Here is a 26,385-nt window from a genome sequence, read left to right as displayed (position 1 = left end):
CGTCTACGTCTTTCGTCGCAATGCAAGATGTCGGCCAAACGTCATGCCCGACAGGCTTGCTCTCGCCTGGGAAAGTCTACCCGGACGGGGCCAATTCATCCGCGATGTCGCGCGCGACCAGGGCCGGATCCCGCTCGGCCGGGTCGCCGATTCCGGCGCCCCCCGGCGTCAGAACCACCAGTCGCTCGCCGGCCGGGATTTCCTGGAAGCCCTTTCCTTTCAGCTTCTTGCCTGATTTGAGGCCGACATAGCCGGCCGCCCCGTCCATCCCGCCGTCGCGGCCTCGCGGAGGGTGGTCGATGCGGTCGAAGGCCGCGAGAATCTCGAAGGGTGCCGCGACCCCGCTCTCGATCTCGATGATCTGGCCGTGGCCGCCGCGCGTGCGGCCCCCGCCGCCGCTCCCGGGCCGCAACTCCTTCTTCCAGAAGATCAGCGGCGTCTGGGTCTCGGCGATCTCGACCGGCGTGCCCTTGACGCCGCTCGGATAGGCCGTCGCCGACAGCCCGTCCTTGTCGAAGCGGGCGCCCGTGCCGCCATTGCTGGTCACGGCCATGGCGAAACCGTAATTGCCCTGCGCACCGGCATGAGTGCGTCCGCGGACATTGAGATTCCATAGGCAGGAGGTGCCCTCGGCCGGGACGCGCTCGGGAATGACCTGTCTCAGGCAGCCGAAGACGACGTCCGGCAACATCTGGCCGATAACGTGGCGTGAGGAGACCGCGGCGGGCTTGGGAGCGTTCAGGATCGAGCCGGGCGGCGCGGACACGGTCAGCGGCGCCAGCGAGCCAGCGTTGTTGGGGATCTCGGCCGCGACGACGCAGCCCAGCCCGAACACCGTATAGGCCGTGGTGTAGGAGTGCGGAACGTTGATGCCACGCGCCACCTGCGGCGAGGTGCCGGTATAGTCGACATGGATGCCGTGGTCGGAGACGGTCAGCGTCGCCTTGAGCGAAAGCGGGGCGTCGTAGCCGTCGACGACCATCTCGTTCGACCATGCCCCCTTCGGCAGCTTGGCGATCTCCGCCAGAACGGCCTCGCGCGAGCGCTCGCAGATGTGGTCGGCGAGCTCGTCCAGCGTCTCGATGCCGAATTCCTCCATCATCTCGACCAGCCGTTTGGCGCCCATGTCGTTGCAGGCGGCGAGCGAATAGGTATCGCCCTCCGTGTCGACCGGCTGGCGGGTGTTGGCGCGAATGATCGCCATGACGTTCTGGTCGACCTTGCCGGCGTCGATGAGCTTCAGCATCGGCAGGTAGAGCCCCTCCATGAAGACATCGGTCGCATCCGGCCCGAAGCCGATGCCGCCGATGTCCATCAGATGGCTGGTGCAGGAGAACAGCGCGACGGGCCTGCCGTTCTTGAAGGCGGGCGTGGTCACGACGAAGTCGTTGAGGTGGCCGGTTCCCATCCAGGGATCGTTGGTGATGTAGGCGTCGCCTTCCTTCATCGTCTCGACCGGGAAGTGCCGCAGGAAGTGCTTCACCGACTCCGCCATCGAATTGACGTGGCCCGGCGTACCGGTGACACCCTGCGCCAGCATCCGGCCCGAGAGGTCGAAGACGCCGGCGGAGATGTCCCCGCATTCGCGCACGATCGGCGAGAAGGCGGTGCGCATCAGGATCTGGCCCTGCTCCTCCACCACCGCGATCAGGCGGTTCCACATGATCTGGAGATCGATCAGGCTGCTGCGGGTCTGGCTCATGATCGCTCTCCTCAAGCCGCCTTGCGGTCCATGACGATGCAACCCGCGCCGTCGATATGGGCGTCGAAGCTCATCGAGACGAAGGTCGAGGTCTCGTCCTCGGCGATGATGGCCGGCCCGGCCACAGTCGCGCCCGGCATCATCATCTCGCGGCGATAGAGCGGCACGGCGATCTGCGTGCCGCTGCGGCCATCGAAGAACAGGCGCGAGTCCGCCGCCTGCGGCCCGGCGGAGCGCGCGACGGCGGCGACTGGCCGCGGCGCTGGCGGCTGCGTCGTCGCGAGCACGGACCAACTCAGCGCCTCGATCGCGGCGCCGGGAATCGGCCGTGCGAACTGCGCGGCGTAATCGGCCTCGAAGGCGGCTCGCAGGCGCGGCCCATCGGCATCGGAGAGCGGCCCTTCGGGAAGGACGACACTGATCTCGTGGCCCTGCCCGACATAGCGCATGAAGGCGGTGCGCCGCGCGAAGACCTGCGCGCCACGGGCGCCCGGCTCGACGAGCGCGCGCGCCTGCGCCTCCATCTCCGCGAGCAGCGCGGTGGCGGCGGCACCGTCGAAGCCGTCGAGCCTTGCGTGGCGACTGCGCACGAGCTCGTAGGAGACGGGCGCGGCAAGGAACCCGACGGCCGAGCCGACGCCGGCATTGGGCGGCACGATGACGCGGCCGACGCCGATCTTCTCAGCGACGCGGGCGGCGTGGAGGGGCGCAGCGCCGCCGAAGGCGATCAGCGTGTGCTCGGCCACGACCGCGCCGCGCTCGACGGCATGCACGCGCGCCGCACTCGCCATGTTCTCGCAGACCATCTCGTGCACGGCATAGGCGGCGGTCTCGGCATCGAGGCCGAGCGGCTCGCCGATGTCCTTCCTCAGAGCTTCGCGCGACAATTCGGGCGCGAGGCGGATCGTGCCGCCGGCAAAGGCGTCCGGATCGATCATGCCGAGCACCACGTCGGCGTCGGTGACGGCGGGATGGGCGCCGCCGCGGCCGTAACAGGCCGGGCCCGGCTCGGAGGATGCGCTCTCAGGGCCCACGGTCACGCGCTTGAGCGCATCGATCCGGGCGATCGAGCCGCCGCCAGCACCGATCTCGACCATCTCGATCACGGGGATCCGCACCGGCAGGCCGGAACCCTTCAGGAAGCGCGCCGCCCGGTCGACCTCGAAGACGCGCGAGGAATGCGGCTCGAACTCGTCGATGAGGCAGACCTTGGCCGTGGTGCCGCCCATGTCGAAGGAGAGCACCTTGCGCTCACCGAGGCGCGCCGCCGTCAGAGCGGCGAAGATGGCTCCGCCGGCCGGACCGGATTCCACCAGCCGAACCGGGAAGCGCCGCGCCGTCTCGAGCGAGGTCAGCCCGCCGCCGGACGTCACGAGATAGATCGCGCCGCGGAACTGCTCCTGCGCCAGCGCCTGCGCCATCCGGGCGAGGTAGCCCGCCATCAGCGGCTGGACATAGGCGTTGGCGATCGCGGTCGAGGTCCGCTCATATTCGCGCACCTCCGGGCAGACCTCGCTGGAGAGCGTGACGCCGAGGCCGGGCATCGCGGCCTTGAGCAGCGCGCCGGTGCGCTGCTCGTGGTCCGGATTGACATAGGAATGCAGGAAGGCGATCGCCACGCTTTCGACACCGGCCGCCTGGAGCTTCGGCACGAGGGCCACAACGGCTGCCTCGTCGAGCGGCAGCCGCGCGGTGCCGTGTACGTCCACGCGCTCGGGAACGGTGAAGCGCAGCGCGCGCTCCACCAGCGGCTTCGGCTTTTCGATCGAGAGGTCGTACTGATCGTAGCGGCTTTCGGTGCCGATCTCGACCACGTCGCGGAAGCCCTCGGTCGCAATCAGGGCGGTCTTCGCGCCGCGCCTCTCGATGATGGCGTTGGTCGCCAGCGTCGTGCCGTGCACGAAGACATCGATGTCGGAGATGTGCAGGTCTGCGTCCGCGAGGATCAGCCGCATGCCTCCGAGCACGCCTTCTTCAGGGCGCGACGGCGTCGTCAGAACCTTGCGGGTGATCCGGCGTTCACCCGTTTCGAGGACGACGTCGGTGAAGGTCCCGCCGATATCAACGGCGAGCCGGACATGTTCGTTGGCCATAGTCGGGCGCTCCCTTCAGCAGGTATAGTTCAGAGCGAGACGGCCACCATCGGCGTAGATGGTTTCGCCGGTGATGTAGCTCGCCTTCTCGCTCGCCAGAACGGCGACGATCTCGCCGATCTCCGTGGCGGTACCCAGCCTCTGCAGCGGCGTTTGAGACATCACCTTCTTCATCGCCTGGGGATCGGCATTCACGGCCGCAAGCATGTCGGTGTCGATCGACCCCGGTCCGACCGCGTTGACCTTTCGAAAGTGGTCCAGCGTCGTCTCGATAAAATCGGCCGGCAGAGCGATCGCGGCATTGTTCACGAGGGCCGAGAATGGCCCGTATTCGGCTTCGATCCGGATGAACATGGCAGCCACGGCCTCGGCATCGCTCATGTCGCAAGCCAGTCCGACGGCGTCGTCGCCGAGCGCTTCGGCGGCAGCCGCCGCTCCATCGGCGTCGATGTCCGCCACGGTCAGCCTCGCGCCATTGGCGGCAATGGCCTCCGCGCAGGCATCGCCGATGCCCCGGGCTGCCCCGGTCACGAGCGCGAGCGGTCGATGCGTCATCTCGTCTGTCCTGTCCCGATCATGGGTCCCGGCCAAGCCGGCTTGGGATGGCCGCGCCGGATCACGGACCGGCGGGCGAAACGGCGCTAGCAAAAGACAGGCCGCGCCGATCGAACCAACCCTGGAAACCGACAGCACGCTCGAAGACGCGGGCTACTCGCATCACCCGCGGATCGCCGAACATCGGCCCGACGATCTGGGCTCCGATCGGCAGCTCACGTTGCGTCAGCGCGCATGGCACCGAGGCGGTCGGCTGGACGGTCAGGTTGAAACGGCCAGGTCATCGGTGTCCAATCGAACCATTGGGGATAAAGGCGTTCGTCGTCGGCAAGGCCACCTGGATGGCCAAGGAAAGCAGAGGCGTGCGCTGAGCGAGCACCGGGACCACAGATCTCAAAGCGCGATGTGAGAGCACTTTGCCTCGCCCAATTCACGAAAAGGCCAGCTTCGACGTCCCCGCCCCCTGATCAGTGGCGCACGCACAATTATCGCCAATACCGGCCCGCGCTGGGCGCGCCTGACTGCCGAACAGAAGGTTCGCGACCAGGGAGGATGGCATGCCTGAGGCGGAAGCCCGGATTTGGCCAGCGACCACCGATGAGGTGACCAATCAGTCGGGCGCGCTTGCCGGCGTGAATGTATTCGATGGTGATGTCGTCCTAAAGGAAGCGGTGACACGCGAAGGGGCGGCCTGGGTCGCCGAGCGCGCGGCGCGGCTGGGCAGGGCGGCAGGCGATCCGGTCTGGCAGGAGCATGCCCACCTGGCCAACCAGAACACGCCGCGGCTCAGGAGCCATGACCGGTTTGGTCATCGGATCGATCTCGTCGAGTTTCATCCGAGCTACCATGCGCTCATGGAGCTCGCCCTCGGCTCCGGCGTGCATTCCCTCGGCTGGACGGCCGGGCGGCCGGGCGGCCATACGGCGCGCGCCGCTCTGTCCTATGTCTGGAACCAGATCGAGAACGGCGTCGGCTGTCCGGTCGGCATGGCGTATTCGGCGGTTCCTTCGCTTCGCCTTGTCCCTGCCATCCGCTCGCTGTGGGAAGGCAAGGTGCTGACGGATGCCTATGATCCGCGCCCGGTGCCCGTCGCTGAGAAGGCCGGTGCGACCATCGGCATGGCGCTGACCGAAAAACAGGCCGGCTCGGATCTGCGGGCCAACGTCACGCGCGCCGTGCCGATGAGTGGTGGCGGCCCTGGCGGCGAATACCGGCTGAGAGGACACAAATGGTTCTGCTCCGCGCCGATGAGTGATGCTTTCCTGACTCTCGCACAGACCGGGAAGGGACCGTCCTGCTTCTTCGTCCCGCGCTCGCTGCCCGACGGCACGCGCAATCGCTTCTTCATCCAGCGTTTGAAGGACAAATGCGGCAACCGCTCGAACGCCTCCTCCGAGATCGAATATGACGACACCTATGCGATCCTGCTGGGTGAGGAGGGGCGCGGCGTGCGCATCGCGATCGAGATGGCGCATCTGACCCGGCTCGACTTCGCGGTCGGCTCCGCCGGGCTGATGCGCTGGGCGCTCAGCCTGACGCTACACCACACCCACAACCGGCGGGCCTTCCAGAGGGTGCTGGCCGAACAGCCTCTCATGCGCAACGTACTCGCCGATCTCTGCCTCGAATCCGAGGCGGCGACCTTGCTCGCCTTCCGCCTCGCGCGCGCCGTCGACGAGGCCGCGGCCGGTTCAGAGGAAGCGCGCCTGCTGGAGCGCATTCTCACCCCGGTGGCGAAATTCTGGAACTGCAAGCGCGCTCCCGCCTTTGTCGCGGAATGCGTGGAATGCCATGGTGGCAACGGCTTCATCGAGGAGCAGCCGATGCCGCGTCTCTATCGCGAGGCGCCGCTGAACGGCATATGGGAGGGCACCGGCAACGTGATCTGCCTTGATGTTCTGCGGGCCCTGCAGCGTGAGCCGGATACCGTCGCAGCTCTCCTGGCGGAACTGTCCCTGGCGCGCGGTGTCAATCGGCGGCTCGATCTTGCCATCGACGCCCTGGAAGTCGAACTGTCCGACATGCGCGACCAAGAGCACCGTGCCCGCCAGATCGCCGCCCAGATCGCCACGGTGATGGAGGCGGCGCTGTTCGTCCGCCACTCTATCCCCGTCGCGGCGGATGCGTTCGTCGCCTCGCGCCTCGAGGGACTACCCAATCGCGCCTTCGGCAGCCTGCCGCGCGATTGCGATCTTGCTTCGATCGTCGCACGATCGCGGCTGTCCTGACCTCCGGATCGGAACTTGGCTCGCGTCGATCTCCGCAACTCCTCTCGCTACTGGCGCGACCCTCGGGTTCGGGGCCTTAGCTGCCTCGTCGCAGATTTCACCAGCCACGACTACGCGCCCCATAGCCACGAGGCTTTCGTCGTCGCGGTCACCGAGACCGGCGGCGCCGAGTTCAAAAGCCGGGGGCGGACCGATGAGGCCAAGGCCTCGACCCTGCTGGTCTTCAATCCCGACGAGCCCCATTCGGGACGGATGGGCTGGAGCCAGCGCTGGATCTATCGCGGGTTCTATTTGACGTCACCGGCGATCGAGACGCTGAAAACCGCGCTCGGCCTCGATGCCCCGGCCTATTTCACGCGCAACAGCTTCCACGATCCCGACCTGATCGATGCCTTTCTCGGACTGCATCGCGTCCTGGATGATGGGAACGATCCCTTCGAAGAGCGCGAGCTTCTGGTGCGTAGCTTCGGTGCGCTCATCCGGCGTCACGCCGCCAGCGAGCCCGGCCTGGCCCTGCCGATGCACGACCAAATCAAGGCAGCCCGCATCCGAGAGATCATGCGGGAGCGGCATGCCGAGGAGCTCACGCTGGAGCAACTGGGGACGGAGGTCGGGCTGACCCCGTTCCAGCTGATCGCGTTGTTCAAGCGCAGCACGGGACTCACTCCCCATGCCTATCTCACGCAATTGCGCCTCAAGGCCGCGATCGCGGCGCTGGGCCGAGGCGCGACGATCGCCGCCGCCGCGCTCGACGCCGGCTTCTACGACCAGAGCGCGCTGACGCGGCATTTCAAACGCGCCTACGGGATCACGCCGCTGCAATGGGTGCGCGCCGCGACCGACTGACCGCTTTCTCAATTTCCGCCAATAACCACGCGCTGCACCGCACCAATCTCGCCTGTACGTAAAGGCCCCGCCGGGGCTGTCGGCAAGGTGAGCTGGATGTCCCGCTATTTCTGCCTCGACCACCCTGACATCCTGACGCTGACGACCGAGGTCATGCAGGCGAAGCCGGGCCGGTCGCTCTCGCGGAAAGCCCCTTCTATCCCGGCGGGGGCGGGCAATTGCCCGATCGCGGCACGCTGGCATCGGGTGACGGTGAAGTCGCCATCTCCGGCCGTCGGCGCCGCACTGATCCTCGGCGGCTTTGGCCTTGCCACCGTCGGCGCCCCCCCGGCGCCGGAGCGCCTACCCGGAGAATCCAGGTCATGACTATCTTTTCGCATGCAGCTTTCGCCGGTCACGAGCAGGTGGTTTTCGTTTCGGACGAGGCCGCCGGGCTGAAGGCCCTCATCGCGATCCACGACACGACGCTCGGCCCGGCTCTCGGCGGCTGCCGCATGTATCACTACCCCGACGAGGAGGCCGCGCTGCGCGACGTGCTGCGCCTCTCGCGCGGCATGACATACAAGGCCGCGGTCTCAGGACTGGACCTCGGCGGCGGTAAGGCGGTGATCATCGGCGATCCCCGTAGCCAGAAGACACCGGCGCTGCTCCAGGCGATGGGCCGGGCGGTCGAGCGACTGGCGGGGCGCTACATCACCGCCGAGGACGTCGGCACGACGGTGGCCGACTTCGCCGAAATCAGAAAAGCGACGAGCCATGTCGTCGGCCTCCCCGTCGAACTCGGCGGCACCGGGGACCCGTCCCCGACCACGGCGCTCGGCGTCTTCCATGGCCTGATCGCCGCCGCGCGACATCGGTGGGGGGCGGCGAGCCTCTCCGGCCGCCATGTTGCGGTGCAAGGCCTCGGCAATGTCGGCTGGCACCTTTGCCAGCTGCTGCACGAGGCCGGGACCTCACTGACGGTCAGCGATGTCGATGGGAGGCGTGTCGCAAAGGCCGTTGCGACCTTCGCTGCGCGGGCCGTCACACCCGAAGCGATCTATGGCGCCGACGCGGACATCTTCGCACCCTGTGCCATGGGCGCTGTGCTCAACGACGAAACGATCGCGCAGCTGCGCTGCGGAATCGTCGGCGGCGCGGCCAACAACCAGCTTGCCGGCGAGAACCATGGCGAGGTCCTGCGCTCGCTTGGCATTCTCTATCTGCCGGACTTCGTCATCAATGCCGGCGGCATGATCCGCGTCGCCTCTGAGCGGAGCGGCTACGATCCGAATCTCGTCGACCGTGGTGTTGCGGACATCGGGCGCACGCTGCTCGCCATCCTCCAGATCGCCGAGGCGGACGGCATCCCGACACAGGCCGCAGCGCTCCGACTGGCGCAGGCGCGCCTCGCGCAAGCGCGCGCCGGGCGAGCTGCGCTGGCGGCGTGAGCGACCATGAGCGCGACCGTCGCCCTTCTCGAGGAATTGATTGGCTTCGACACGACATCGAGCCGGTCGAACCTGGCGCTCATCGAGCGGGTCGCCGATCGGCTCGACGGCGCGGGTGCACGTATCCGACTGAGCCATGACGACGATCGGCACAAGGCCAACATCGTGGCCAGCTTCGGGCCACGCGGTCCCGGTGGCATCGTGCTCTCGGGCCATACCGACGTCGTTCCCGTCGACGACCAGAGCTGGTCCTCCGACCCGTTCCGCATGACCGAGCGCAATGGAAAGCTCTATGGCCGCGGCGCGGCCGATATGAAGGGCTTCGTCGCCGCCTGCCTCGCCGCCGCGAGCGGCTTTGCGGGCGCCGATCTTGCCCGGCCGATCCACATCGCCCTGTCCTATGACGAGGAGGTCGGCTGTCTCGGCGTGCCGCGCCTGATCGACGATCTGCTGGCACATGAGGAGAAGCCGGACCTCGCGATCGTCGGGGAGCCGACCGGGATGCGCCTCGGCGATCGGCATCGCGGTTTTCTCGGCTTCCGCACCCGCTTTGAAGGCAAGGCAGCGCATTCAAGCGATCCGTGCGCCGGCGCGAGCGCGATCTACCCTGCGGCCGATTTCATCGGCTTCCTCAAGTCCATCGGACACCGCGCCGGGGCGGAGATCGACCAAACGACCGTCAATATCGGCCGAATCGAGGGCGGCTCGGCGATCAACATCGTGCCCTCCGCCTGCGAGGTACTCTGGGAGTTTCGTCCGGTGACGCCGCAGGATGCCGAAGAGACTGAGCTGCTGATCGCCGCCTATCTCGCTCGGGCCATGCCGCCGGAAGTCCACCAATCGACGCATCGGCATGTCCACGTTCCACCGCTGTCGCCTGCCGGCCACGAGCCGGCGCTGATCACGGCTGCCGGATTTGGCGGCATCGGCCCACCCTTCGCGATGCCTTTCGGGACGGAGGCTGGCTTCTTCCGGGCAGCCGGCATCTCCACGGTGGTGTGCGGGCCGGGATCAATCGCGCAGGCACACCAGCCCGACGAATGGATCGAGCGCTCGCAGCTCGACGCCGCCGACATCTTCCTCGCTCGCCTCGCAGAGTGGGCGTGCCGTCGAGAATTCTGAAAGCCGCGGCCTCGACGCCAAGGCTCCTTAAAGAGGGGATCACCATGACGCAGTTCGTCGGCACTCATCCCGATCCAGAGGTCGCATCGGCCACCAGCAAGCTCTCTGGCCGGCGGGCGGTGATCGCCGCCATCGTCGGCAACACGCTGGAGTGGTACGACTTCGCAGTCTACGGGTTCTTTGCGCTGACGCTCGCCAAGCTCTTCTTCCCAACGGGCGACCCGACCGTCTCGCTGCTCCTCACTGTCGCCACCTTCGGCGTCGGCTTCATCATGCGTCCGGTCGGCGCGGTCGTCCTGGGGACGCTCGCCGATCGGCGCGGACGCAAAGTGGCGCTCTCCCTGACGATCCTGCTGATGGCGCTGGGGACCGCGATGATCGGCTTCGCGCCGACCTACGCGACGGCCGGAGCCTGGGCGCCCACGATCATCGTTCTCGCGCGGCTGATCCAGGGCTTCTCCGCCGGCGGCGAGATCGGCGGCGCGACCGCCTTCCTCGTCGAGCACTCTCCTCCTGCGCGTCGGGGGCTCTATGCGAGCTGGCAGCAGGCAAGCCAGGCTGGCGCGCTCCTCCTCGGTTCGCTAAGCGGCGCATTGCTGACCGGCCTCCTGCCTGCGGCCGATATCGAGGCCTGGGGTTGGCGCGTCCCGTTTCTGCTCGGCCTGCTGATCGCGCCGGTCGGCCTCTTCATCCGCTTCCGCGTCAGCGAGACGGACGCCTTCAAAGCGCTGCTGCGTGAGCGCGCGGTTCGGCCCGAAGCTGCGTTCTCGCCATTGCGCGACACGTTGCGCGAGCATCGTTCCGCGGTGTTCGCCGGCTTCGGCATCACCATCGCCTGGACGGTTTGCACCTACTTCTTCCTGGTGACGATGCCGACCTATGCCGTGCGCCAGCTCGGCGTACCGCAAAGCGCAAGCTTCCTCGCCAACAGCATTGGACTTGTCCTAATCGTCATTCTGGCGCCCGTGTTCGGCGCCTGGTCGGACAAGATCGGGCGGCGGCCGATCATGATCGCGTCGGCTTGCGGGATCCTAGCCCTCTGCTGGCCGCTGCTGTTCTGGCTGACCCATCAGCCCAGCGTTGCCAATCTTATCTTCGCGCAGATCGTCTTCGCCGTGCTGATCGCCGGCTTCAGCGGCCCCGCTGCGGCTGCGATGGCGGAACTTTATCCGCCTGCGATGCGCTCGACGGGCTTGTCTATCGCCTACAATCTGGCGGTCACGATTTTCGGTGGGTTCGCGCCCTTCATCACCACATGGCTCATCGTCCAGACGGGCAGCTCCCTCGCGCCGGCGTGGTACGTCATGCTTGCCGCCGCAATCAGCCTAACGACGTTGATCGCGAGTGGCAGCCTCATGAGGAGGACCGACGGTCGATAAGGGCCGGGCGGGAGTTGAAGGATCCGAAAGCTGACCTTGCGAAGGGCGCGAATGGGCCAGCACCAGCTGTTTCGCCGGTGATCTCAACCCTTCAGTCCCGCATTAGGAAGGGGCCTACCTCGTGCCGCCGCTCGTCGCCAGACTTCCGATCCCGAATAGTGCTGCGCTGAGAAACGCCTCGCATTCCACGTTGCGGGGGGTAAATCTGGCTGCGCCCCAGAGATGTTTGATCCGGGCTTTGATGGTGCAGTCTGTTCGCGCGAGCGGAAGGAAGCGCTATGGGCCAGGTGAATAGCCCCTCGTTTTCTAGGCGCCTTCGGCTTGCGCTTTGTGCTGCCGTTCGAACTCGATGGGCAACGGCATCCGGTGCCGCTTCCCGCCACGTTACGCCAACGGCCCGACCGCTCGCTACATCACCCACATGTTCGCGATGCCCTGTCGGACCTCTCCACTATTTTTGCCGAGCAGTTCGATCGTCGCGTCACCACGCTGCGGCGAACGCGCCGGCCTCGTCGGCGCCAACCGATCCGGATCGGATCGCCCGCCAGACCGCCTGAGGCGTCGCCGGCATGTCGAGATGCGTGACCCCATAGGGCGTCAGGGCATCGACGACCGCGTTCATCACCGAGGGCAGGGAGCCGGCGCAGCCGGCTTCCCCGCAGCCCTTGGCGCCGACCCGATTGTTCAGCGTCGGCACGCCCCGGCTCTCGAATGAGAAGAAGGGGACATCCGCCGCCCGAGGCAAGGCGTAGTCCATATAGGACCCCGTGAGCAGTTGGCCGCTGTCGTCGTAGACCGTCCGCTCGAACAGTGCCTGGCCGATGCCCTGGACAACGCCGCCATGGAGCTGCCCCTCGACGATCATCGGGTTAACGACGGTTCCGAAGTCGTTGACCATGACGTAGCGCACGACCTCGACATGACCGGTCTCCGGATCGATCTCGACCTCGGCGACATGGCAGCCATTGGGATACGCCGATGGTGCCGCCTTGAAGACATGATCCACGTCGAGCGATTGCGGCAGCTCCGGCGGGACCCCGGCGCCGGCGCGCAAGCGAACCGCGACCTCCATGAGGCCGATCGACCGGTCGGTTCCGACGACTGTGAACCGGCCGGTGCCGAATTCGATGTCTGCGGCATTGGCCTCGAGGAAATGGCCGGCGATTAGCTTGCCTTTCTCGATGACGAGATCGCTCGCCTCAATGATCGCCGAGCCGCTCGCCATCAGCGATTTGGAGCCACCCGTACCGCCGCCGGCGATCAGCCGGTCGCTGTCGCCCTGGACGAGCCTGATGCGGTCGAAGGGCACGCCGAGCTGGCTGGTGAGGAGCTGAGCGAAGGGCGTCCAATGCCCCTGGCCGTAATCGAGCGTGCCGGTGACGATCTCGACGCTGCCGTCGGGGGCGAAATGGATCCCGCCCATCTCATTGGTCGGCGGCGCCGTCACCTCGAGATAGCAGCCGATGCCGCGCCCGCGCAGCAAGCCCGCCTTCCGGCTGGCTCTCAGTCGCCCGGCATATCCCTTCCAATCGGAGGCTGCGAGGGCTCGCTCGAGGAGCGCCGGGAAATCGCCGCTGTCATAGACGGTTCCCATCGGGGTCGCCCAGGGCAATTTCGTCGGCGGGATCAGATTGCGCCGCCTCAGGCCCGCCTTGTCGATGCCCATCTCGCGGGCCGCCGTATCGATCAGCCGCTCCATGAAATAATTGCCTTCCGGACGCCCCGCGCCGCGATAGGCGCCGATCGCCGGCGTATTGGTCACCGCGCAGCGCGTCCGGACCTCGACGAGCGGCGTCCGGTACATGCCGACAGAGTTCTTGCCGATGTTCATCGTCGCCATCAGCGGGCCGACGGGCGTGAGATAGGCGCCCATATTGGCGACGCCCGTGAAGCGCGTGGCGAGGAAACGGCCCCGAGCATCCAGGGCCAGTTCGGCCTCGAAAACCATGTCGCGGCCATGATGGTCCGAGACGAAGCTTTCCGAACGCTGGTCGGTCCATTTCACCGGCCGCTTCAACATACGCGCTGCATGGAGGAGCGCGACATATTCAGGGAATACGGAGGCCTTCATGCCGAAGGAGCCGCCGACATGGCCCGTGACCAGTCGCATCTGGGAGGGCTTCACGCCCATGGCCGCGGCCAGGTTGTTGCGCATGCCGAAGGCGCCCTGGCTCGGGGCGTGCAGCGTGTAGCGCTTCGCCTTGCCGTCGAAGCTCGCGATCGCCGTGCGCGGCTCGATCGGGTTGACGACGACGCGGTTGTTGACGATCCGCAACCGCGCGACATGCGCGGCTTCCGCGAAAGCCGCGGCGACCTTGTCGCTGTCGCCATACTGGAAATCGACGATCAGATTGCCGGCGACATCGTCATAGAGTTGCGGCGCATCCGCGCCGAGAGCCGCCTCGGCATCCGTGACGGCAGGCAGGACATCGATGTCGAGGCCGACAGCTTCCGCAGCATTGCGCGCCTGATCGGCGGTGCGGGCGACGACGACCGCAACGGGGTCGCCGACGAAGCGGACCTTGCCGGCCGCCAGCGCCGCCCTGTGCGGCCTGCGCATCGGTGCGCCGTCACGGCCCGGCACGTTGTTCGCCGTCAGGATCGCGGCGTAGCCGTGGCCCTTCATATCCGCCGCGGTGTAGATCGCGACGACGCCCTTCATCGCCCGCGCCTCTCCCGTCTCGACAGCCCGCAGATGGCCATGCGCGTGCGGACTGCGGACGAAAGCCGCAAAGAGCTGCCGCTCGACGTTCAGATCGTCCGTGTAACGCCCCTGCCCCTGCACGAGGATCGCATCCTCCTTGCGCGGCACAGGCTGGCCGATCTCGACGGAAGGCGCAGGAAGACTGTCAGGGGAAACGCGTGAGTTCATCGAGGAACGACCGTCGAGGGAAGGTGAGAGAGGGCCGGCCATTGATAGGGCGGGTGTTCGATCGGCTCAAAGAGCGCCGAATGCAGCCCCGCCAAGCGCCCAGCGGTTGCGAAACTCGCAGACTGCGCCAGCATACTCGCTAAGGCGCAGTGCTTCGTTGCCCCGCAGCCGGACAAACGGAACAGGTATCCTGATGGGACTCCGCTTCATTTTCATGCTCACGCGCAACGACCGGACGGTCAGCGATGCAATGGACCAACTTCGGACCGCCCTGGCGCTCGGCGTCCGGCATATCGGCTTCAAGGATATCGGCCTGCCACTCCACGAGCTGAAGGCGCTCAAGACAGCGATCAAGGCTGGCCGCGCGACCGCCTATCTCGAGGTGGTTTCACTCGATCGCGACAGCGAAATCGCGTCGGCGAAAGCGGCGGTCGAGATCGGCATCGACGTTCTGCTGGGCGGGACTAGGGTCGACGACGTGCTGCCTATCATTGCCGGCACGACGATCCAGTACTGCCCGTTCCCGGGCACGATCTCCGGACACCCCAGCGTTCTCGAGGGCAGCATCGCCGACATCGTCGCCAGCGCGCGGACATTGGCTGCGCGCGACGGCGTGCACGGTCTCGATCTCCTGGCCTATCGCTCGCACGAGAACGTGCCGGCGCTGATCGAAGCCGTTTGCGCCGCGGTGTCGAAGCCCGTCTATGTGGCCGGATCGATCGACACGCCGGGCCGCATCGCTGCCCTGAAGGAGGCCGGGGCGGCGGGGTTCACGATCGGCACGGCTGCACTCGACGGGAAGTATCCGGCCGATGGAACGGATGTGCCGAGCCAGCTCGCGACGATCATCCGCGACGTCGCGATGCTCAACCGGCACATCTCGCCGTTTCACAAAGAGAACCTCAGCAGGGCGTTCGGACGATTCTCCGACACCTGGCCGCCCCAGGTCGCCGCGGGAGTCAACAATCTGCAGATCAAGCTCGCGAAATTCGAGGGCGAGGTCGGCTGGCATTTCAACAGCCAGGAGGACGAGGTCTTCTTCGTTCACAAGGGCCGCCTGCTGATGAAGTTCCGCGATCGCGACGAGATCATCGAGGAAGGCGAGTTCATCATCGTGCCGCACGGTGTCGAGCGTTGTCCGACCGCTCTCGAAAAGGTCTGCGAGGTCGTTCTGCTCGAATTGGGCGCGACGGGCCGTAATCCCTGATTCGGAAATCGAAAACGGCTTTGACGATTCCGCGCAGGCTCTTTTCCCCGGCCCAAAAGCTCGGTGGTTACAGCTCTAGTTCAGGTAGTCGCTCAGGTTGAGCGATTGGATCTTGGCGATAGCGGCATAGGATGCCTGCAATTGCGTTTCGTATGCGGAGAGCTGGACGGTCAGTTCGGTGACGTCGGCGCCGTTGACCTCGCTGATCAGGCCGCTCGCATAATCCTGATAGTCCACCTGCGCGGCCGCGCTGCGCTCGAGCGTCGCGGCATGGACAGACAGTTGCCCCTGGACGGAGGCGACGGAATCGAGCGCGCCGACGACGAGGTCCGAAATCGCCTGCAAGGTCGCGGTATCGGGCACGGTCGTGGCATTGGCGACGGCGCTGAAGGCGCGCAGGGCCTGCTCGAAGGCCGCGTCATCACCGGTGACGCCGTAGCTCACGGTCCGTTCCGACGAGACCACGACCGAGGCCTTCACCGCATTGCCCTGGTAGTAGGAGGTGTCGGCCGTGGCGACATCGGTCGCAGCATAGCCCGACAGATCGACCGGCGCTGTCGTGGTGTCGCTGCCGCCGAAAAGATAGCGCCCTTCGAAGCGGGTGTTGAGCAGGTCCGCGAACTCGTCGAGCAAGCTCTGGGCCGTGGCCGTCAGCGTCTCGTCGTCGCCCCCGCTGATGGCCGCCGACAGGCTGGAGCGGAAGCTCGACAACGCATCGGTCATCGAGGTCAGAGCGTCGGACATCACCTCGACGCGGCTGCGTGCCTCGTCGGCGGCGCTGCCATAGCTCTTGGAGCGCGCCACCGAGATCTCCAGGCTGACCAGCGTTCCAGCCGAACGCCCGAGACCGCCATAGTCGGTGGAGACCGAGCCCGAGGCTTCCTGGAGCTGGATCTCGCTCATCTTCGCCTGCGAACGCTGCGAGGCCTGCAGCATGCGTTCGCTCATGGCGAAGGTCGCGACGCGTGTGATCATGCGCTCCGATCCCCTTGCATGGACGCTTCCTCAGGCCGCCGCGACGACCTGAAGCAGCGTGTCGAACATGCTGTTCAGCGTCTCCAGAAGCTGGGCCGCCATGGAGTATTGCTGCTCCAGTTCCGAAAGCTTAGCCGTCTCCTCGTCGAGATTGACCCCCGACTGTGAAGACATCGAATCCGCCAGCGATTGCTGCGCGCTCTGGCTGGTCTCCAGCTCGGTTGCACTGCTCTCCGCAGTGGCTGCGATGCCGGAGACGATCTTGGCGGCATAGTCGGCGAAGGACGTGTTCGAGGCCTTCAGCGTGCCGGCCGCGGCGAAGCTCTGCTTCGTGGTCAGCGCCTCGTCGAGCGCCTGGGCGATGCTGCTCTCGCCGATGCTGACGACCACGTCGCCCACGGCCGGGCCAGCGTCGGCCGAAAGGCTCGACGTCGCCATGAGGCCCGGCGTCGCGAGCAGGTCGGGGCGCACCGCGATCGTCGATGCGTCCGAACCGCTCAAGAGATCGTTCAGGCCGAGATAGTCCGACAGGCCCTGCTCGGCATCGCCAACCACGCTGTCGATGTCGGCGATCGCGATGCCGGTCTCGGCGTCGTCGGCAGCGATGACGAGCCGGCCAGAGGAGTCGAGCGAAGCGGACATGCCGGCGATCCCGTCGAGCGCCGAAACGAGGTCGGACACCGTAGCGTAGGCCGAGAGATCGAGATCCTGGTAGCTGACCAGGGCGCCCTCCCCGTCCGTCACGGCGAAGCGAACGGTGCCGCTGCCCGAAAGCGCATCGCTGGCCGAGAACGTGGTCGAGCCTGTCAGGGTCGAAGGCGGCGGCAGCGAGGTCCCCGCGTTATGGACGCTGTTGAGCGTGGCGATCAGCCCAGTCGCGAGTTCGTCGAGCTCCGCCTGCGCCGCGGGCAGAACGGTATCGCGTTGCGCGATCAGGGCCCCGATCGCGCCCGAACCGATCTGCGCGGTAATGTCCTCGCCATCGACCGTGATCCCGTCGAACACCGTGGCACTGGTGACGGTCGCGGCGCTCGCATAGCTCAGTTCGTGAACGCTGCCGTCGAGCAGCGTCGTGCCCGAGGCCGTGGAGATCCGCATCTGGTTGTCGGATGTGACGTAGTACTTCACATCCAGCTGACCGGCGAGCGTCTGCAGGGCGGTGTTGCGCTGGTCCTCCAGATCCGCGGTCGAGTCGCCACGCGCCTGCGCTGCGGCGATCTGGCCGTTGAGGGCATCGATCGCGTTCAGCGCGGTGTTGACCGTCGAGACGGCGTCCTCGATCGCGCCGTCGGCATCGGCGCGCAGGCCCTGGATACCCGCGGAGGTTTCCCGGAGCTGGCTCGCCAGGCCGTCGAGCGCGGCGATGGCGCTCGCCTGCAGCGTCTCGCTTTCGGGCGTGCCGCTCAGTTCCGACAGTGCGGTTTCGAGATCGGCGATGGTGTTTGCGATAGAGGTGCCGCCGCTGTCGCTGCCCGTCGTGGAACCGAGCAGGTTCTGGAGCTTGTCGGCGTAGCTGTCGGTCGCCGTCGCGCCCCCGAGCGCACTGGTCGCACCGACGAGATCCTGCAGCAGGTATTTGTCGACCGTGCTGGTGATCGCCGTCACCATCACGCCGGAGCCCACCGTCCCCGTATAGACCGCGCTCTGCGTCGCGACCTTGCGCGTGTAGCCCTCCGTATCGGCATTGGCGACGTTGGAGGAGGTCAGCGCCATCTGCAGCTGCGTGGTCGCCAGCGAGCTGTAGGCGATGCTGCGGATGGCGGTGAAGGACATGATCAGCCCCTGCTGGCTCGATGCGGCGTCAGAGATAGCGTCCCGGCCGGATCGCCTGCGCGATCCGGGGCGGAGCGACTTTTCCGTTGGCGCCGTAACGACTCGGTGGCGGCGCCGACTGCTCGCGGATCGCCCGCATGATCGCGTCGATGCGCCGGCGCGTCGCCGAGATCGAGGCACGCAGGCTGTCGACATTGTCGTTCATATGGAGACGCAACACCTCGTTGCTCTCGACCAGACGCTTGCGCAGGGCGCTGTCGGCGTGAACGACTTCAACCTGACGGCTGCGCAGACCTGCGATCCAGTGCGAGAACTGCCCGGCGAGTTCGCGCTTGCGCTCGACGAGATGGGAGGTCGAGGCCGGAATGCCGGCCGCCATCAGGCTGTTCTCCTGCTCGATCACGACGATCAGCTCATCGACGAGACCGAGCAATGCGGTGGTCGCAGCATTGGCCGCTTGCCGGCGCGAGCCTTGGGCCGGGAGCGGATCGATCTGGGAGGGCTGGGGCATGGTCGGTCCTGGCATGGTCAGCGCTTGTAGGGCATGTCGGAGAGCGACCCGGCGCGCTGATAGGCGTCGAGCGCGCGATGCGTCGTCAGATTCCTGTCGAGGGCGCTGCGCATCTCGTCTCGCGCGCCGCGCAGCGCATCGAGCATGAAGCCGAGATTGGCGAGCGTGACCAAGGCCACCTTGCGCTGGCGCTCGGCCGGCCGCGCGGAATGCGGCTTCTGCCGCGCGGCGGCGATGTGACCCTTCGCAGCCGACTCGACGACGGCCAGCCGGGCGAGGAGCGGATCCTGCGCGAGGATGTCGGGCTGAGCGGGGCGCGACGGGCGCGCGACGCGGGGAGCGGGCCGGTTGCGCTTCATCGGATCGCACTCAGCAGCGTGTCGTACATCGTGTTGACCGAGGACATGACCTGGGCTGCCGCCGAATAGGCCTGCTGCGCCGCCATCATGTTGCTGAATTCCTGGCTGGTATCGGTCGTGCTCGCCTCGAGCATGCCGCCCGAGATCGTCCCCGCCCCGTTCTGTCCGGCCACATGCAGCGAGCTGGCGCCGGAGATCGAGTTGGCGGCATAGACGCCGCTGCTCAGCGAGGTCAGCCCGTCGGCATTGTTGAAGGTGGCGACCGCGACCTTGTAGATCGCCCGGCGCTGGTCGTTGTCATAGGTCGCGTAGACCGTGCCGTCGTCGCCGAGCTCGACGCCGGTCAGCGTGCCGTAGCTGATGCCGTCCTGGTCGTACTCGATCGAAACCGACAAATCGTCGGCGCCAGTCGAAAGCTGGCTCAGCCCGCTGGACGAGCCCGCCGTGCCGAGGTCGAGCGTGATCGCGCTGGCGGCGGCGCCGGTGGTCCAGCCGGTGAAGGACAGCGACGGCGGGCTGGGGGTTGTGCTGGCCAGAGTGCCGTCGCTGTTGAAGCTGATCGAGATCGTGTTGCTCGCCGGCGAGGTCGCGAGCACCGTGCTGCCATCCGCGCTGGTCGGATCGGAGAAGGACGCGCTCCAGGTGTTCTCGGCGGTCTTCGTCCAGGTTATGGTCGTGGTGGCGGCCGTACCGAGTGAATCGTAGACCTCGACCTCGCTCTCGAAAGTGTCGCCGATAGCTGCGTCCGCGGGGAGGTTCGCCTGCATCGACAGGCTGGTGGTGGCGGCCGCGATGCTGCCGATCGTTTTCGTATCGATGGTCTCGAGCGAGGCTGTGCTGGTGGCTCCAAGGACGTTGCCGTCGGCATCGGTCGGCCAGCCCTGGAGATAGTAGTCGCCGTTCGATAGGTAGCCGTTCTTGTCGATCGTGAACTGGCCGTTGCGCGAATAGTAGATGTCGCCATTGGCGGAGTCGTTGCTGACGACGAAGAAGCCGTTGCCTTCGATCGCCATGTTGGTCGTGGTGGCTGAGGATACCAGCGAGCCTTGCGAGGAAATGCTCGACACGCCGGTGACCGAGACGCCTCCGGCGGAGTAGGCCGAAGAGGCGGAATCGGCGATCAAGCTCTCGAAGCTGGCGGTGGTGGTCTTGTAACCGTAGGTGTTGGAGTTGGCGAGGTTCTGGCTGACCATCGACAGGGCAGAGCTCTGCGCTGACAGGGCCGAGACAGCCGAATTCAAGGCGCCGGTGAGACTCATGGCGTTTACTCGACTTTACGCGGGAATAGGGTCGTCCAGGCCGAGGCCTGCTCAGGCGGTGACGCTCAGCTGCGAGGAGATCGAGCTGACCGAGGAGTAGAGGTCGGTCACGGTCGAGGAGAGCGTGTTCATCGTCGAGGACAGCGAGGACAGCGTGTCGTTCATCGAGACCTGCTGGCTGTACGAGGCATAGGACAGCATCTGCGAGGCGAGCTGGCTCGAGTCGGCCGGATTCGACGGATCCTGGTTCTGGAGTTGCTGCACGAGCAACGACATGAAGTCGGATTCCGAAAACGAGGATGACGATGTCGAGGAACTGGTCGTGGTGGCCGCGGTCGTCGCCGAGGACGAGGAGACGGAACTGACGCTCATGGAGAGCCTCCCTCATGCTGCGGGACTGTTCGAATCCCGAAGCGGAACGTTTCGATCCGAGCCCGCAGCAACGGTTCGCTGCGGGCTCGATGATCAAACGTGTGAGCGGAGATTTTCAGGCGGCGAATATTGGCGGCAGCCGCAGAATTGTCGCGGCGAGACGCGTTCGCAATGTCGTTAAGTTTGGATTAACTATCAAAATTAGCGAGCGGTTAAGAATTCAACGACCCGAGACCCTCGTTGCCATCCTATTCAAATCCTTCGTCGACGGCGAATGAGGTTGCAGTTCACGCGCGGCGGGCGCGTGTCGTCGCAGTGGCATCGCCGAGCGCTGCCCGCACGATCCGATCCGCCAGCCCGGCGGGGGCACGGATAACGTCCTGGCCGGTGATCGCGACCCGCAGCGCGCGCGCCTCGTCGATGATGGAACGGGCGGCCGGCTCGCTCGCCAGCAATTGAATCGCTTCGCTTCGCTCCGAAAGCGGCCAGGTCGAGAGATCCTCGCCATGACGATCGACCGCGTCCCGAAACTCGATGCGATTCATGTCTGCTTCGTTCCCCGATGCTTCTCCTTGTTTATAGACTGTTTCGGAATGTTGTGAAAAGGGCGAAGCCGTCGGCCGGCCAAGGTCCCGCGGCTGCTCGGCGGACTCCGCACGCTCGTTCGTCAGGTCCCGTCAGCGCCTGACGACGACCCGCGCCGCCGGAGCGACCTGCGTCTTCGGAGCCAGCCCGGCGATATCCGCCCAGGCGTTACGCAGATCCGTCAGGTGCCAGATGATCTTCTCGTATCGGGCTGCCGCATCGCGCCGGCCATAGGCGGTGTGGATCGCCATGATATTGTAGGTGTAGGCTTTCAGAAGCTGCTGGGCGACTTCCTCGCCCTTGTCGAAGCGCAGATTGTGGCAAAGGCCACGCAGGATCGTCGATGATTTCGTGATGCAGGCATGGCTCTCCTCATGGCGGCGATCCTGCGTGGCGAGGATCGCGAGCCTGAGCTGGCGGATCGCTTCGTCGTAGAGCTTGACCACCGCGACGAGCGGATGGACCTGGGCGGCGGCCATGCGATAGGCCGCGAGCGGGTGGGCATGCTGATTCATGAAGAGCTGTTCCATTGGTCGAGGAGCGCGGTGAGATAGTCCTGTGTCGACTCGGCCGCCTCGATGGCTGCCTGATAGCGGGCGTAACGGGCGCTCAGATTGGTCTGATAGGTTTCGGCGGCGGAGCGGATGGCGTCGCTCTTGGCCTGGAGGTCGTCATCGACCTCGGTCAGATTGTCGATCAGCGTCTGCAGCGAGCCGTCCGATGTGTCGGAAACGGAATCGGCCGTGTTGTAGAGAAGCTCGGCGATGCCCGTGCTGAGCGAGACGTCGATCGATTGCGCCGTCGAACCGGTATAGACGAAGGTGTAGCCCTCATATTGGGTTCCCTCCGCTCCGATGATGCGCGTGCCGCTGACGGTGAAGAGCGAGGAATCGCCGCCGACCGAGACGGACGTCATCGCACCGCTGGCGTCGACGCCGATGTCGAGGGTGAAATCGGACGGGAGGGTCGTACCGCGCGAGAGCAGTTTGAGCTGGCTCGACGAGGCGTCCATCTGGAAGCTGAGCAGCGACTTGACGCCGTCGAGGTCGCTGAGCAGCGCGTCGTCCAGGGTGTCCTCGTCGATCACCAGCGTTCCGTCGCTGTCGAAGGACAGCCCGATCAGGCTCATCGACTGGCCTTCGATCGTCCGCGTCAGCGCGCTGTAGATCGACAGGCTGGCGCTGCGCATAGTGCCGTCGCCGAACAGCACGGCGTCTTCCGAAATGGTGCCGTCGCTCGCCAGGCTCTGCTGCGTGGTGAAGTAGTCGCGCAGGGCGTTGTAGGTATCGACCAGCGTCTGGATGGCTTCCTTGGCCGAACTGACGTCGGCGCCAACTTCGAGCGTGATCGACGCATCGCTTTCGGCATCGGGATCATCCTGCGTCGTCTGGTAGAGATGCAGGGTCACGCCGTCGAGCAGGTCGTCGATGTCGTTGCCGCTGCGCGTCACCTCGATGCCGTCGAGGGAGAGGATCGCGTCCTGCGGCTCCTGGAGCACGTCGGCGAAAGCACCATTGCCGTCGGTGATGCCGAGCGAGGCCAGCACATCGTCGCCGGAGGCTGCGACGGCGCTGATCGTCTCGCCGGTTTCCACGGCGGACAGCACGAGACGGTAACTCGAACTCGACACCTGCAGCACGGTCGCCTGCACGCCAGTAGTCTCGGATTCGGCGTTGATGGCTTCGGCGATGTCGGTGAGCGACATGCTCTCGGTGATCGTCAGGTCGACCGTGCTGCCGTCCTCAACCCCGAGGGAGATGATGCCGGAATAACCCAGATCCTCGGATTTCGACGCGTGCGTCGTGCCGGCGACCTTATGCGCCTTGGCGAGTTGCAGGATCTGGATGTCGTAGCTGCCGATGTCGCTGCCGTCCTCGACGGTGGCCGACATCGCGGAGGCCGCATCGACATCGCCATTGGCGGTCAGATAGGCTGCGCGGTCGAGGAAGACATCGGTGCTGCTGTTGGACGTTCCCGAAACGGCGCGAAGCGCATCCGCCGCATCGGCGACATCGGACAGCAGCGATTGCAGCTCCTGATAGGCGGCGATCTTGGCCTCGTTGGCGGTGATCTTGAGATCGATCGTATCGGCCTTGCTCAGCTTGGCCTGGACCGCGACCTCGATCAGGGCATTCCAGTCGATGTCCGAAGGCTCCGTCGTCGCGGTGGAGGACGTGACGGTGCTCGTCGTGGATGTGGTGCTCGAACTTGTGCTACTGACCGAGGTCATCGCCGTCTCCGCATAAAGTGAGAGGTGGGCCGGCTGTCCAGGACCGGCCCACCTCGCCCAGGGCTTACTGCAGCAGCTTCAGCAGTTCCTGGGGCATCGAGTTGGCCTGCGCCGCGGCAGCGACGGCGGCCTGCGTCTTGACCTTGATCGAGGCCAGATTCGCCGATTCCGACGCGACGTCGACATCCTTGATCGCCGAGTTGGCGGCTTCGAGGTTCTCGATGCTGGTGGCGATCGTGTTCGAGCGGAACTCGAAGCGCGACTCCAGCGCGCCGATATTGGCGCGGGCGCTCGACACGGCGTCGATTGCAGTGTCGATCGCCGTGATGGCGGTCGTCGCGCCTGCCTGGGTCGAGATGTCCTGCGTGTCTACGCCCAGCGTCGTGGCGTCGAGCGCGTCGATCGTCACCGTGATGGTGTCGGCGGTCGCGTCGGAACCGACGACGACGACCATGCCCGCCGCGAAAGCACCGGTGCCGTCGAGCAGGCTCTCGCCGTTATAGCGCGTGCTCTGCGAGAGGCCGTCGATTTCCTCGATGAGCTGCGAGAACTCCGCATTGATGTATGCGCGCTCCGTGTCCGTGACCGTGCCGGAGGCGGACTGGGAAGCGAGCGCCTTCATGCGCTGCAGCATGTCGCTGATGTTGGAAGCGCCCCCATCGGCAGTCTGGAGGATCGAGGTGCCGTGCGAGGCGTTGGTCGCGGCCTGCGTCAGGGCCGTGACGTCGGACGAGATGCGGGTCGAGATCGCGAGGCCCGAGGCGTCGTCGGCGGCGGAGACGATGCGCGAGCCGCTCGCGAGCTTCGCCAGCGACGAGGTCTGGTCGGCAGAGTTGGCATTGAGATAGCGGACCGCCGAATTGGCGGCGAGATTGGTCGAGATCACAGCCATGGCGGCTTCTCCTTGCTCCGATGAGGCTCCCCTCCTGGGAGCAGACGCCGCGTTTGTGCGTCCGGGAGTTCAACGGGGCAGGTCGAAGCGGCTGGCGCTCTTTCTTGAAATGGCCGCCGGCATGGCTAATCGGCGGTAAATGACCGGCAGATGTCGCGTTCCGCGCCGTGAAGCTGCTTGCGCAGATGCTGGCGTCCGCGCTTCAGGAGCGACTCGACCGCCTGGACCGACGTATCCATCACCTCGGCGATCTGCGAATTGCTGAGGTCGTCGTAGTAGGAGAGGATCAAGGCGACCCGCTGCTGGTCGGGCAGGCGCTCCATCTCGCGGGCCAGGAGGTCGCTGGCTTCATGGCGCTGCAGCGTCACGAGTGCGTCGGGCTGCGCGTCGACGACCTCCGGCGCGTTGTCCATGCCTTCCGTCGTCGGGCGGCGGCGCATGTCGAGGCAGCGGTTCGTGACGACGCGGTAGAGCCAGGTCGAGAATTTGGCGCGCCCGGACTGCCAGGTCCCGCGCTGGCTCCAGATCTTCAGAAGCGTGTCCTGGACGACATCCTCGGCATCGGCGCCATTGCGGAGAATGCGCAGCGCCAGCGCATAGGCTCTGTCGACATGACGCTCGACCAGTTCGCGAAAGGCCGCTTCGTCGCCGAGCGTGATCAGTTCCAGCAATTCGTCGTCGCGATCCATCGGCCTGCGGCTTTCCAACCTTTCCAGCAGCAACGGCATCGGGGCGTTCTGATCGAGCAGCAGGGCGAGGGGCGCGCAAACCGTCTGCGGCACGAGATCTAGATGAGATGCCTGGGCGCTCATAGTTCGGAAACCTCCAGAAACCACTTGCTGGCGGGCTCGCCTGAAAGCGGTCTCTGGAACTGAAACGCGTGAGAGCGCCAAACCAGGCGCAGTAAAATCAAGAAAAATAAGATATTTCATATAGTTAGATAGGCAAAATCTTCCCGGAGCTAGGCAGATTTTGCCGGCTCTGGCCCCGCATGGCCCGCCTACCGGAAGGGGCGCCTTCATAAACCGTCGCAGGCGACGATTCGAAACCCGTCGCATCGGGCCCCGACGCGCCGAATGATCGAGAGAGAGAGAGAGAGAGAGAGAGAGAGAGCGACCTTTCCTGCGCGCGGGCGGCTCGTTTCGAGCAGGGCCTATCATCTCTTTCACGACCAGCGCCCAGCGATCCTTCGCGCCGCACGTCTCCAATCCGGACCAAGCTCGATCGCTGGCGGTCAACCCAAACTGAAAACTGTTGACAGTTTTTGATCGACGATTAATTTGCGTCGCCATGAACCCGGCACCGGACGTCCTGACGATTCTGAAAACCCGCTCGCTCTCGGGCGTGCTCGAACGCGAGATCGAGCACGCGATCCTCAATGGCGAGATCGCGCCGGGACGGCGCGTGAACGAGAACCTGCTCGCGACGCGCTTCGGCACCAGCCGCGGCCCGGTGCGTGAGGCGCTGCGTGCGCTGGAAGGTCTCGGCCTGGTCGAGCTCATTCCCAATCGCGGCGTCTTCATCCGCCAGCCGGCACTGGAGGAGGCGATCGAGATCTACGATGTGCGCACGGTGCTGTTCGGCCTCGCCGGCAAGACCCTCGCCGCACGCGCCAGCGATGCCCAGATCGCGCAACTGCGCGACTATCTGGAGCAGATGGAGGCGGCGGCGCGCGATCGTGACTTCGACCGCTACTATCCGCTGAACCTCGCCTTCCACGAATTCATCATCGACGCCTGCGGCAACGCCACGCTCGCCGCGCAGTATCGCGGCCTGGTCAAGAAGCTGCACCTGTTCCGCGCCCGCAGCCTGGTGCAGGGCGGCGGCCTCGAAGTCTCGAATTCGGAGCACCGCGCCATGGTCGAGGCGATCGCCGCGCGCGATCCGGAGCGCGCCCAGCACGCCCATGCCGAGCATGTCGCCCGGGCCAAGACCCGTCTGCTGGCTGCCTTCCAGAAGGCGGCCAGCGAAGCACAGCTCACCAACTGAAACCAT

General features: G+C 66.0%; 24 protein-coding genes. 9 read left to right on the top strand and 15 right to left on the bottom strand.

The window, feature by feature from the left end:
- Positions 1-76: 76 nt before the first annotated feature.
- The 3 genes from AC1RMY_RS14610 to AC1RMY_RS14600 are packed head-to-tail and all read right to left on the bottom strand — an operon-like array spanning position 77 to position 4,350.
- Entirely contained in the window at positions 77-1,702 is a 1,626-nt protein-coding gene (locus AC1RMY_RS14610; RefSeq protein ID WP_492865606.1) for a hydantoinase B/oxoprolinase family protein, read from the bottom strand.
- A gap of 11 nt (positions 1,703-1,713) precedes the next feature.
- Positions 1,714-3,795, bottom strand: a complete 2,082-nt coding sequence (locus AC1RMY_RS14605; protein ID WP_492865604.1) for a hydantoinase/oxoprolinase family protein — start codon at positions 3,793-3,795, stop codon at positions 1,714-1,716.
- A gap of 15 nt (positions 3,796-3,810) precedes the next feature.
- A complete protein-coding gene (locus AC1RMY_RS14600; protein ID WP_492865602.1) occupies positions 3,811-4,350 on the bottom strand; it encodes an SDR family NAD(P)-dependent oxidoreductase in 540 nt (179 codons plus the stop codon).
- Between the two features lie 557 nt (positions 4,351-4,907).
- Between AC1RMY_RS14600 and AC1RMY_RS14595 the strand changes: the two genes are divergently transcribed.
- The 6 genes from AC1RMY_RS14595 to AC1RMY_RS14570 all read left to right on the top strand — a co-directional run bounded on the left by AC1RMY_RS14595 (position 4,908) and on the right by AC1RMY_RS14570 (position 11,355).
- Complete coding sequence (locus AC1RMY_RS14595; protein WP_492865600.1) at positions 4,908-6,578, top strand: acyl-CoA dehydrogenase family protein; 1,671 nt, start codon at positions 4,908-4,910, stop codon at positions 6,576-6,578.
- A gap of 15 nt (positions 6,579-6,593) precedes the next feature.
- Complete coding sequence (locus AC1RMY_RS14590; protein WP_492865598.1) at positions 6,594-7,424, top strand: AraC family transcriptional regulator; 831 nt, start codon at positions 6,594-6,596, stop codon at positions 7,422-7,424.
- Positions 7,425-7,520: 96 nt separating this feature from the next.
- Positions 7,521-7,790 (top strand): hypothetical protein, encoded by a 270-nt coding sequence (locus tag AC1RMY_RS14585; protein WP_492865596.1) that lies wholly within the window; start codon positions 7,521-7,523, stop codon positions 7,788-7,790.
- On the top strand, positions 7,787-8,854 hold the full coding sequence (locus AC1RMY_RS14580; protein ID WP_492865594.1) for a Glu/Leu/Phe/Val family dehydrogenase: 1,068 nt from the start codon (positions 7,787-7,789) through the stop codon (positions 8,852-8,854). The genes AC1RMY_RS14585 and AC1RMY_RS14580 overlap by 4 nt, the downstream gene beginning before the upstream one ends.
- A 6-nt stretch (positions 8,855-8,860) precedes the next feature.
- Entirely contained in the window at positions 8,861-9,976 is a 1,116-nt protein-coding gene (gene argE / locus AC1RMY_RS14575) for an acetylornithine deacetylase (protein ID WP_492865592.1), read from the top strand.
- Between the two features lie 44 nt (positions 9,977-10,020).
- Complete coding sequence (locus AC1RMY_RS14570; RefSeq protein ID WP_492865590.1) at positions 10,021-11,355, top strand: MFS transporter; 1,335 nt, start codon at positions 10,021-10,023, stop codon at positions 11,353-11,355.
- 481 nt (positions 11,356-11,836) lie between these two features.
- Here AC1RMY_RS14570 and AC1RMY_RS14565 read toward each other — a convergent pair whose 3' ends face one another.
- Positions 11,837-14,227: a xanthine dehydrogenase family protein molybdopterin-binding subunit gene (locus tag AC1RMY_RS14565; protein ID WP_492865588.1), complete on the bottom strand. Its 2,391-nt coding sequence runs from the start codon at positions 14,225-14,227 to the stop codon at positions 11,837-11,839.
- Here AC1RMY_RS14565 and AC1RMY_RS14560 point away from each other — a divergent pair.
- Positions 14,157-15,434 (top strand): cupin domain-containing protein, encoded by a 1,278-nt coding sequence (locus AC1RMY_RS14560; protein ID WP_492865586.1) that lies wholly within the window; start codon positions 14,157-14,159, stop codon positions 15,432-15,434. The two genes, AC1RMY_RS14565 and AC1RMY_RS14560, sit on opposite strands and share 71 nt — an antisense overlap.
- A gap of 75 nt (positions 15,435-15,509) precedes the next feature.
- Here the strand turns inward: AC1RMY_RS14560 and AC1RMY_RS14555 are convergent, their stop codons facing one another.
- From AC1RMY_RS14555 to AC1RMY_RS14530, 6 genes are read right to left on the bottom strand one after another with little or no spacing between them, the layout of a single operon-like run.
- Positions 15,510-16,409: a flagellin gene (locus AC1RMY_RS14555; protein WP_492865584.1), complete on the bottom strand. Its 900-nt coding sequence runs from the start codon at positions 16,407-16,409 to the stop codon at positions 15,510-15,512.
- 30 nt (positions 16,410-16,439) lie between these two features.
- Positions 16,440-18,182 (bottom strand): flagellar hook-associated protein FlgK, encoded by a 1,743-nt coding sequence (gene flgK / locus AC1RMY_RS14550; RefSeq protein WP_492865582.1) that lies wholly within the window; start codon positions 18,180-18,182, stop codon positions 16,440-16,442.
- Positions 18,183-18,210: 28 nt separating this feature from the next.
- Positions 18,211-18,693 carry a flagellar protein FlgN gene (locus AC1RMY_RS14545; protein WP_492865580.1) on the bottom strand — a complete coding sequence of 161 codons (483 nt, stop codon included), beginning with the start codon at positions 18,691-18,693 and terminating at the stop codon, positions 18,211-18,213.
- Positions 18,694-18,710: 17 nt separating this feature from the next.
- Positions 18,711-19,052 (bottom strand): hypothetical protein, encoded by a 342-nt coding sequence (locus AC1RMY_RS14540; protein ID WP_492865578.1) that lies wholly within the window; start codon positions 19,050-19,052, stop codon positions 18,711-18,713.
- The gene (flgE, locus tag AC1RMY_RS14535) at positions 19,049-20,311 is read right to left on the bottom strand and encodes a flagellar hook protein FlgE (RefSeq protein ID WP_492865576.1); all 1,263 of its coding nucleotides are present in this window, start codon (positions 20,309-20,311) and stop codon (positions 19,049-19,051) included. The genes AC1RMY_RS14540 and flgE overlap by 4 nt, the downstream gene beginning before the upstream one ends.
- Positions 20,312-20,362: 51 nt before the next feature.
- On the bottom strand, positions 20,363-20,683 hold the full coding sequence (locus AC1RMY_RS14530; protein WP_492865574.1) for a flagellar hook capping FlgD N-terminal domain-containing protein: 321 nt from the start codon (positions 20,681-20,683) through the stop codon (positions 20,363-20,365).
- 14 nt (positions 20,684-20,697) lie between these two features.
- Here AC1RMY_RS14530 and AC1RMY_RS14525 point away from each other — a divergent pair, with 14 nt between their 5' ends.
- Positions 20,698-20,961, top strand: a complete 264-nt coding sequence (locus AC1RMY_RS14525; RefSeq protein ID WP_492865572.1) for a hypothetical protein — start codon at positions 20,698-20,700, stop codon at positions 20,959-20,961.
- Positions 20,962-20,970: 9 nt separating this feature from the next.
- Here the strand turns inward: AC1RMY_RS14525 and AC1RMY_RS14520 are convergent, their stop codons facing one another.
- The 5 genes from AC1RMY_RS14520 to AC1RMY_RS14500 form a co-directional block, all read right to left on the bottom strand.
- On the bottom strand, positions 20,971-21,228 hold the full coding sequence (locus AC1RMY_RS14520) for a hypothetical protein (RefSeq protein WP_492865570.1): 258 nt from the start codon (positions 21,226-21,228) through the stop codon (positions 20,971-20,973).
- Between the two features lie 132 nt (positions 21,229-21,360).
- Positions 21,361-21,783: a flagellar export chaperone FliS gene (locus AC1RMY_RS14515; protein WP_492865568.1), complete on the bottom strand. Its 423-nt coding sequence runs from the start codon at positions 21,781-21,783 to the stop codon at positions 21,361-21,363.
- A complete protein-coding gene (gene fliD / locus AC1RMY_RS14510) occupies positions 21,780-23,498 on the bottom strand; it encodes a flagellar filament capping protein FliD (RefSeq protein ID WP_492865567.1) in 1,719 nt (572 codons plus the stop codon). Before fliD ends, AC1RMY_RS14515 begins: the two co-directional genes overlap by 4 nt.
- 64 nt (positions 23,499-23,562) lie before the next feature.
- Positions 23,563-24,390: a flagellin gene (locus tag AC1RMY_RS14505; RefSeq protein ID WP_492865565.1), complete on the bottom strand. Its 828-nt coding sequence runs from the start codon at positions 24,388-24,390 to the stop codon at positions 23,563-23,565.
- Between the two features lie 125 nt (positions 24,391-24,515).
- A complete protein-coding gene (locus AC1RMY_RS14500; RefSeq protein ID WP_492865563.1) occupies positions 24,516-25,202 on the bottom strand; it encodes an RNA polymerase sigma factor in 687 nt (228 codons plus the stop codon).
- A 478-nt stretch (positions 25,203-25,680) separates the two neighbouring features.
- Between AC1RMY_RS14500 and AC1RMY_RS14495 the strand changes: the two genes are divergently transcribed.
- Positions 25,681-26,379, top strand: coding sequence for an FCD domain-containing protein (locus AC1RMY_RS14495; RefSeq protein ID WP_492865561.1), 699 nt, complete (start codon positions 25,681-25,683; stop codon positions 26,377-26,379).
- Positions 26,380-26,385 lie beyond the last annotated feature (6 nt).

Source organism: Allobosea sp. GW822-FHT03F07, assembly GCF_058801345.1.
This window is presented reverse-complemented; position numbering and strand designations above follow the sequence as displayed.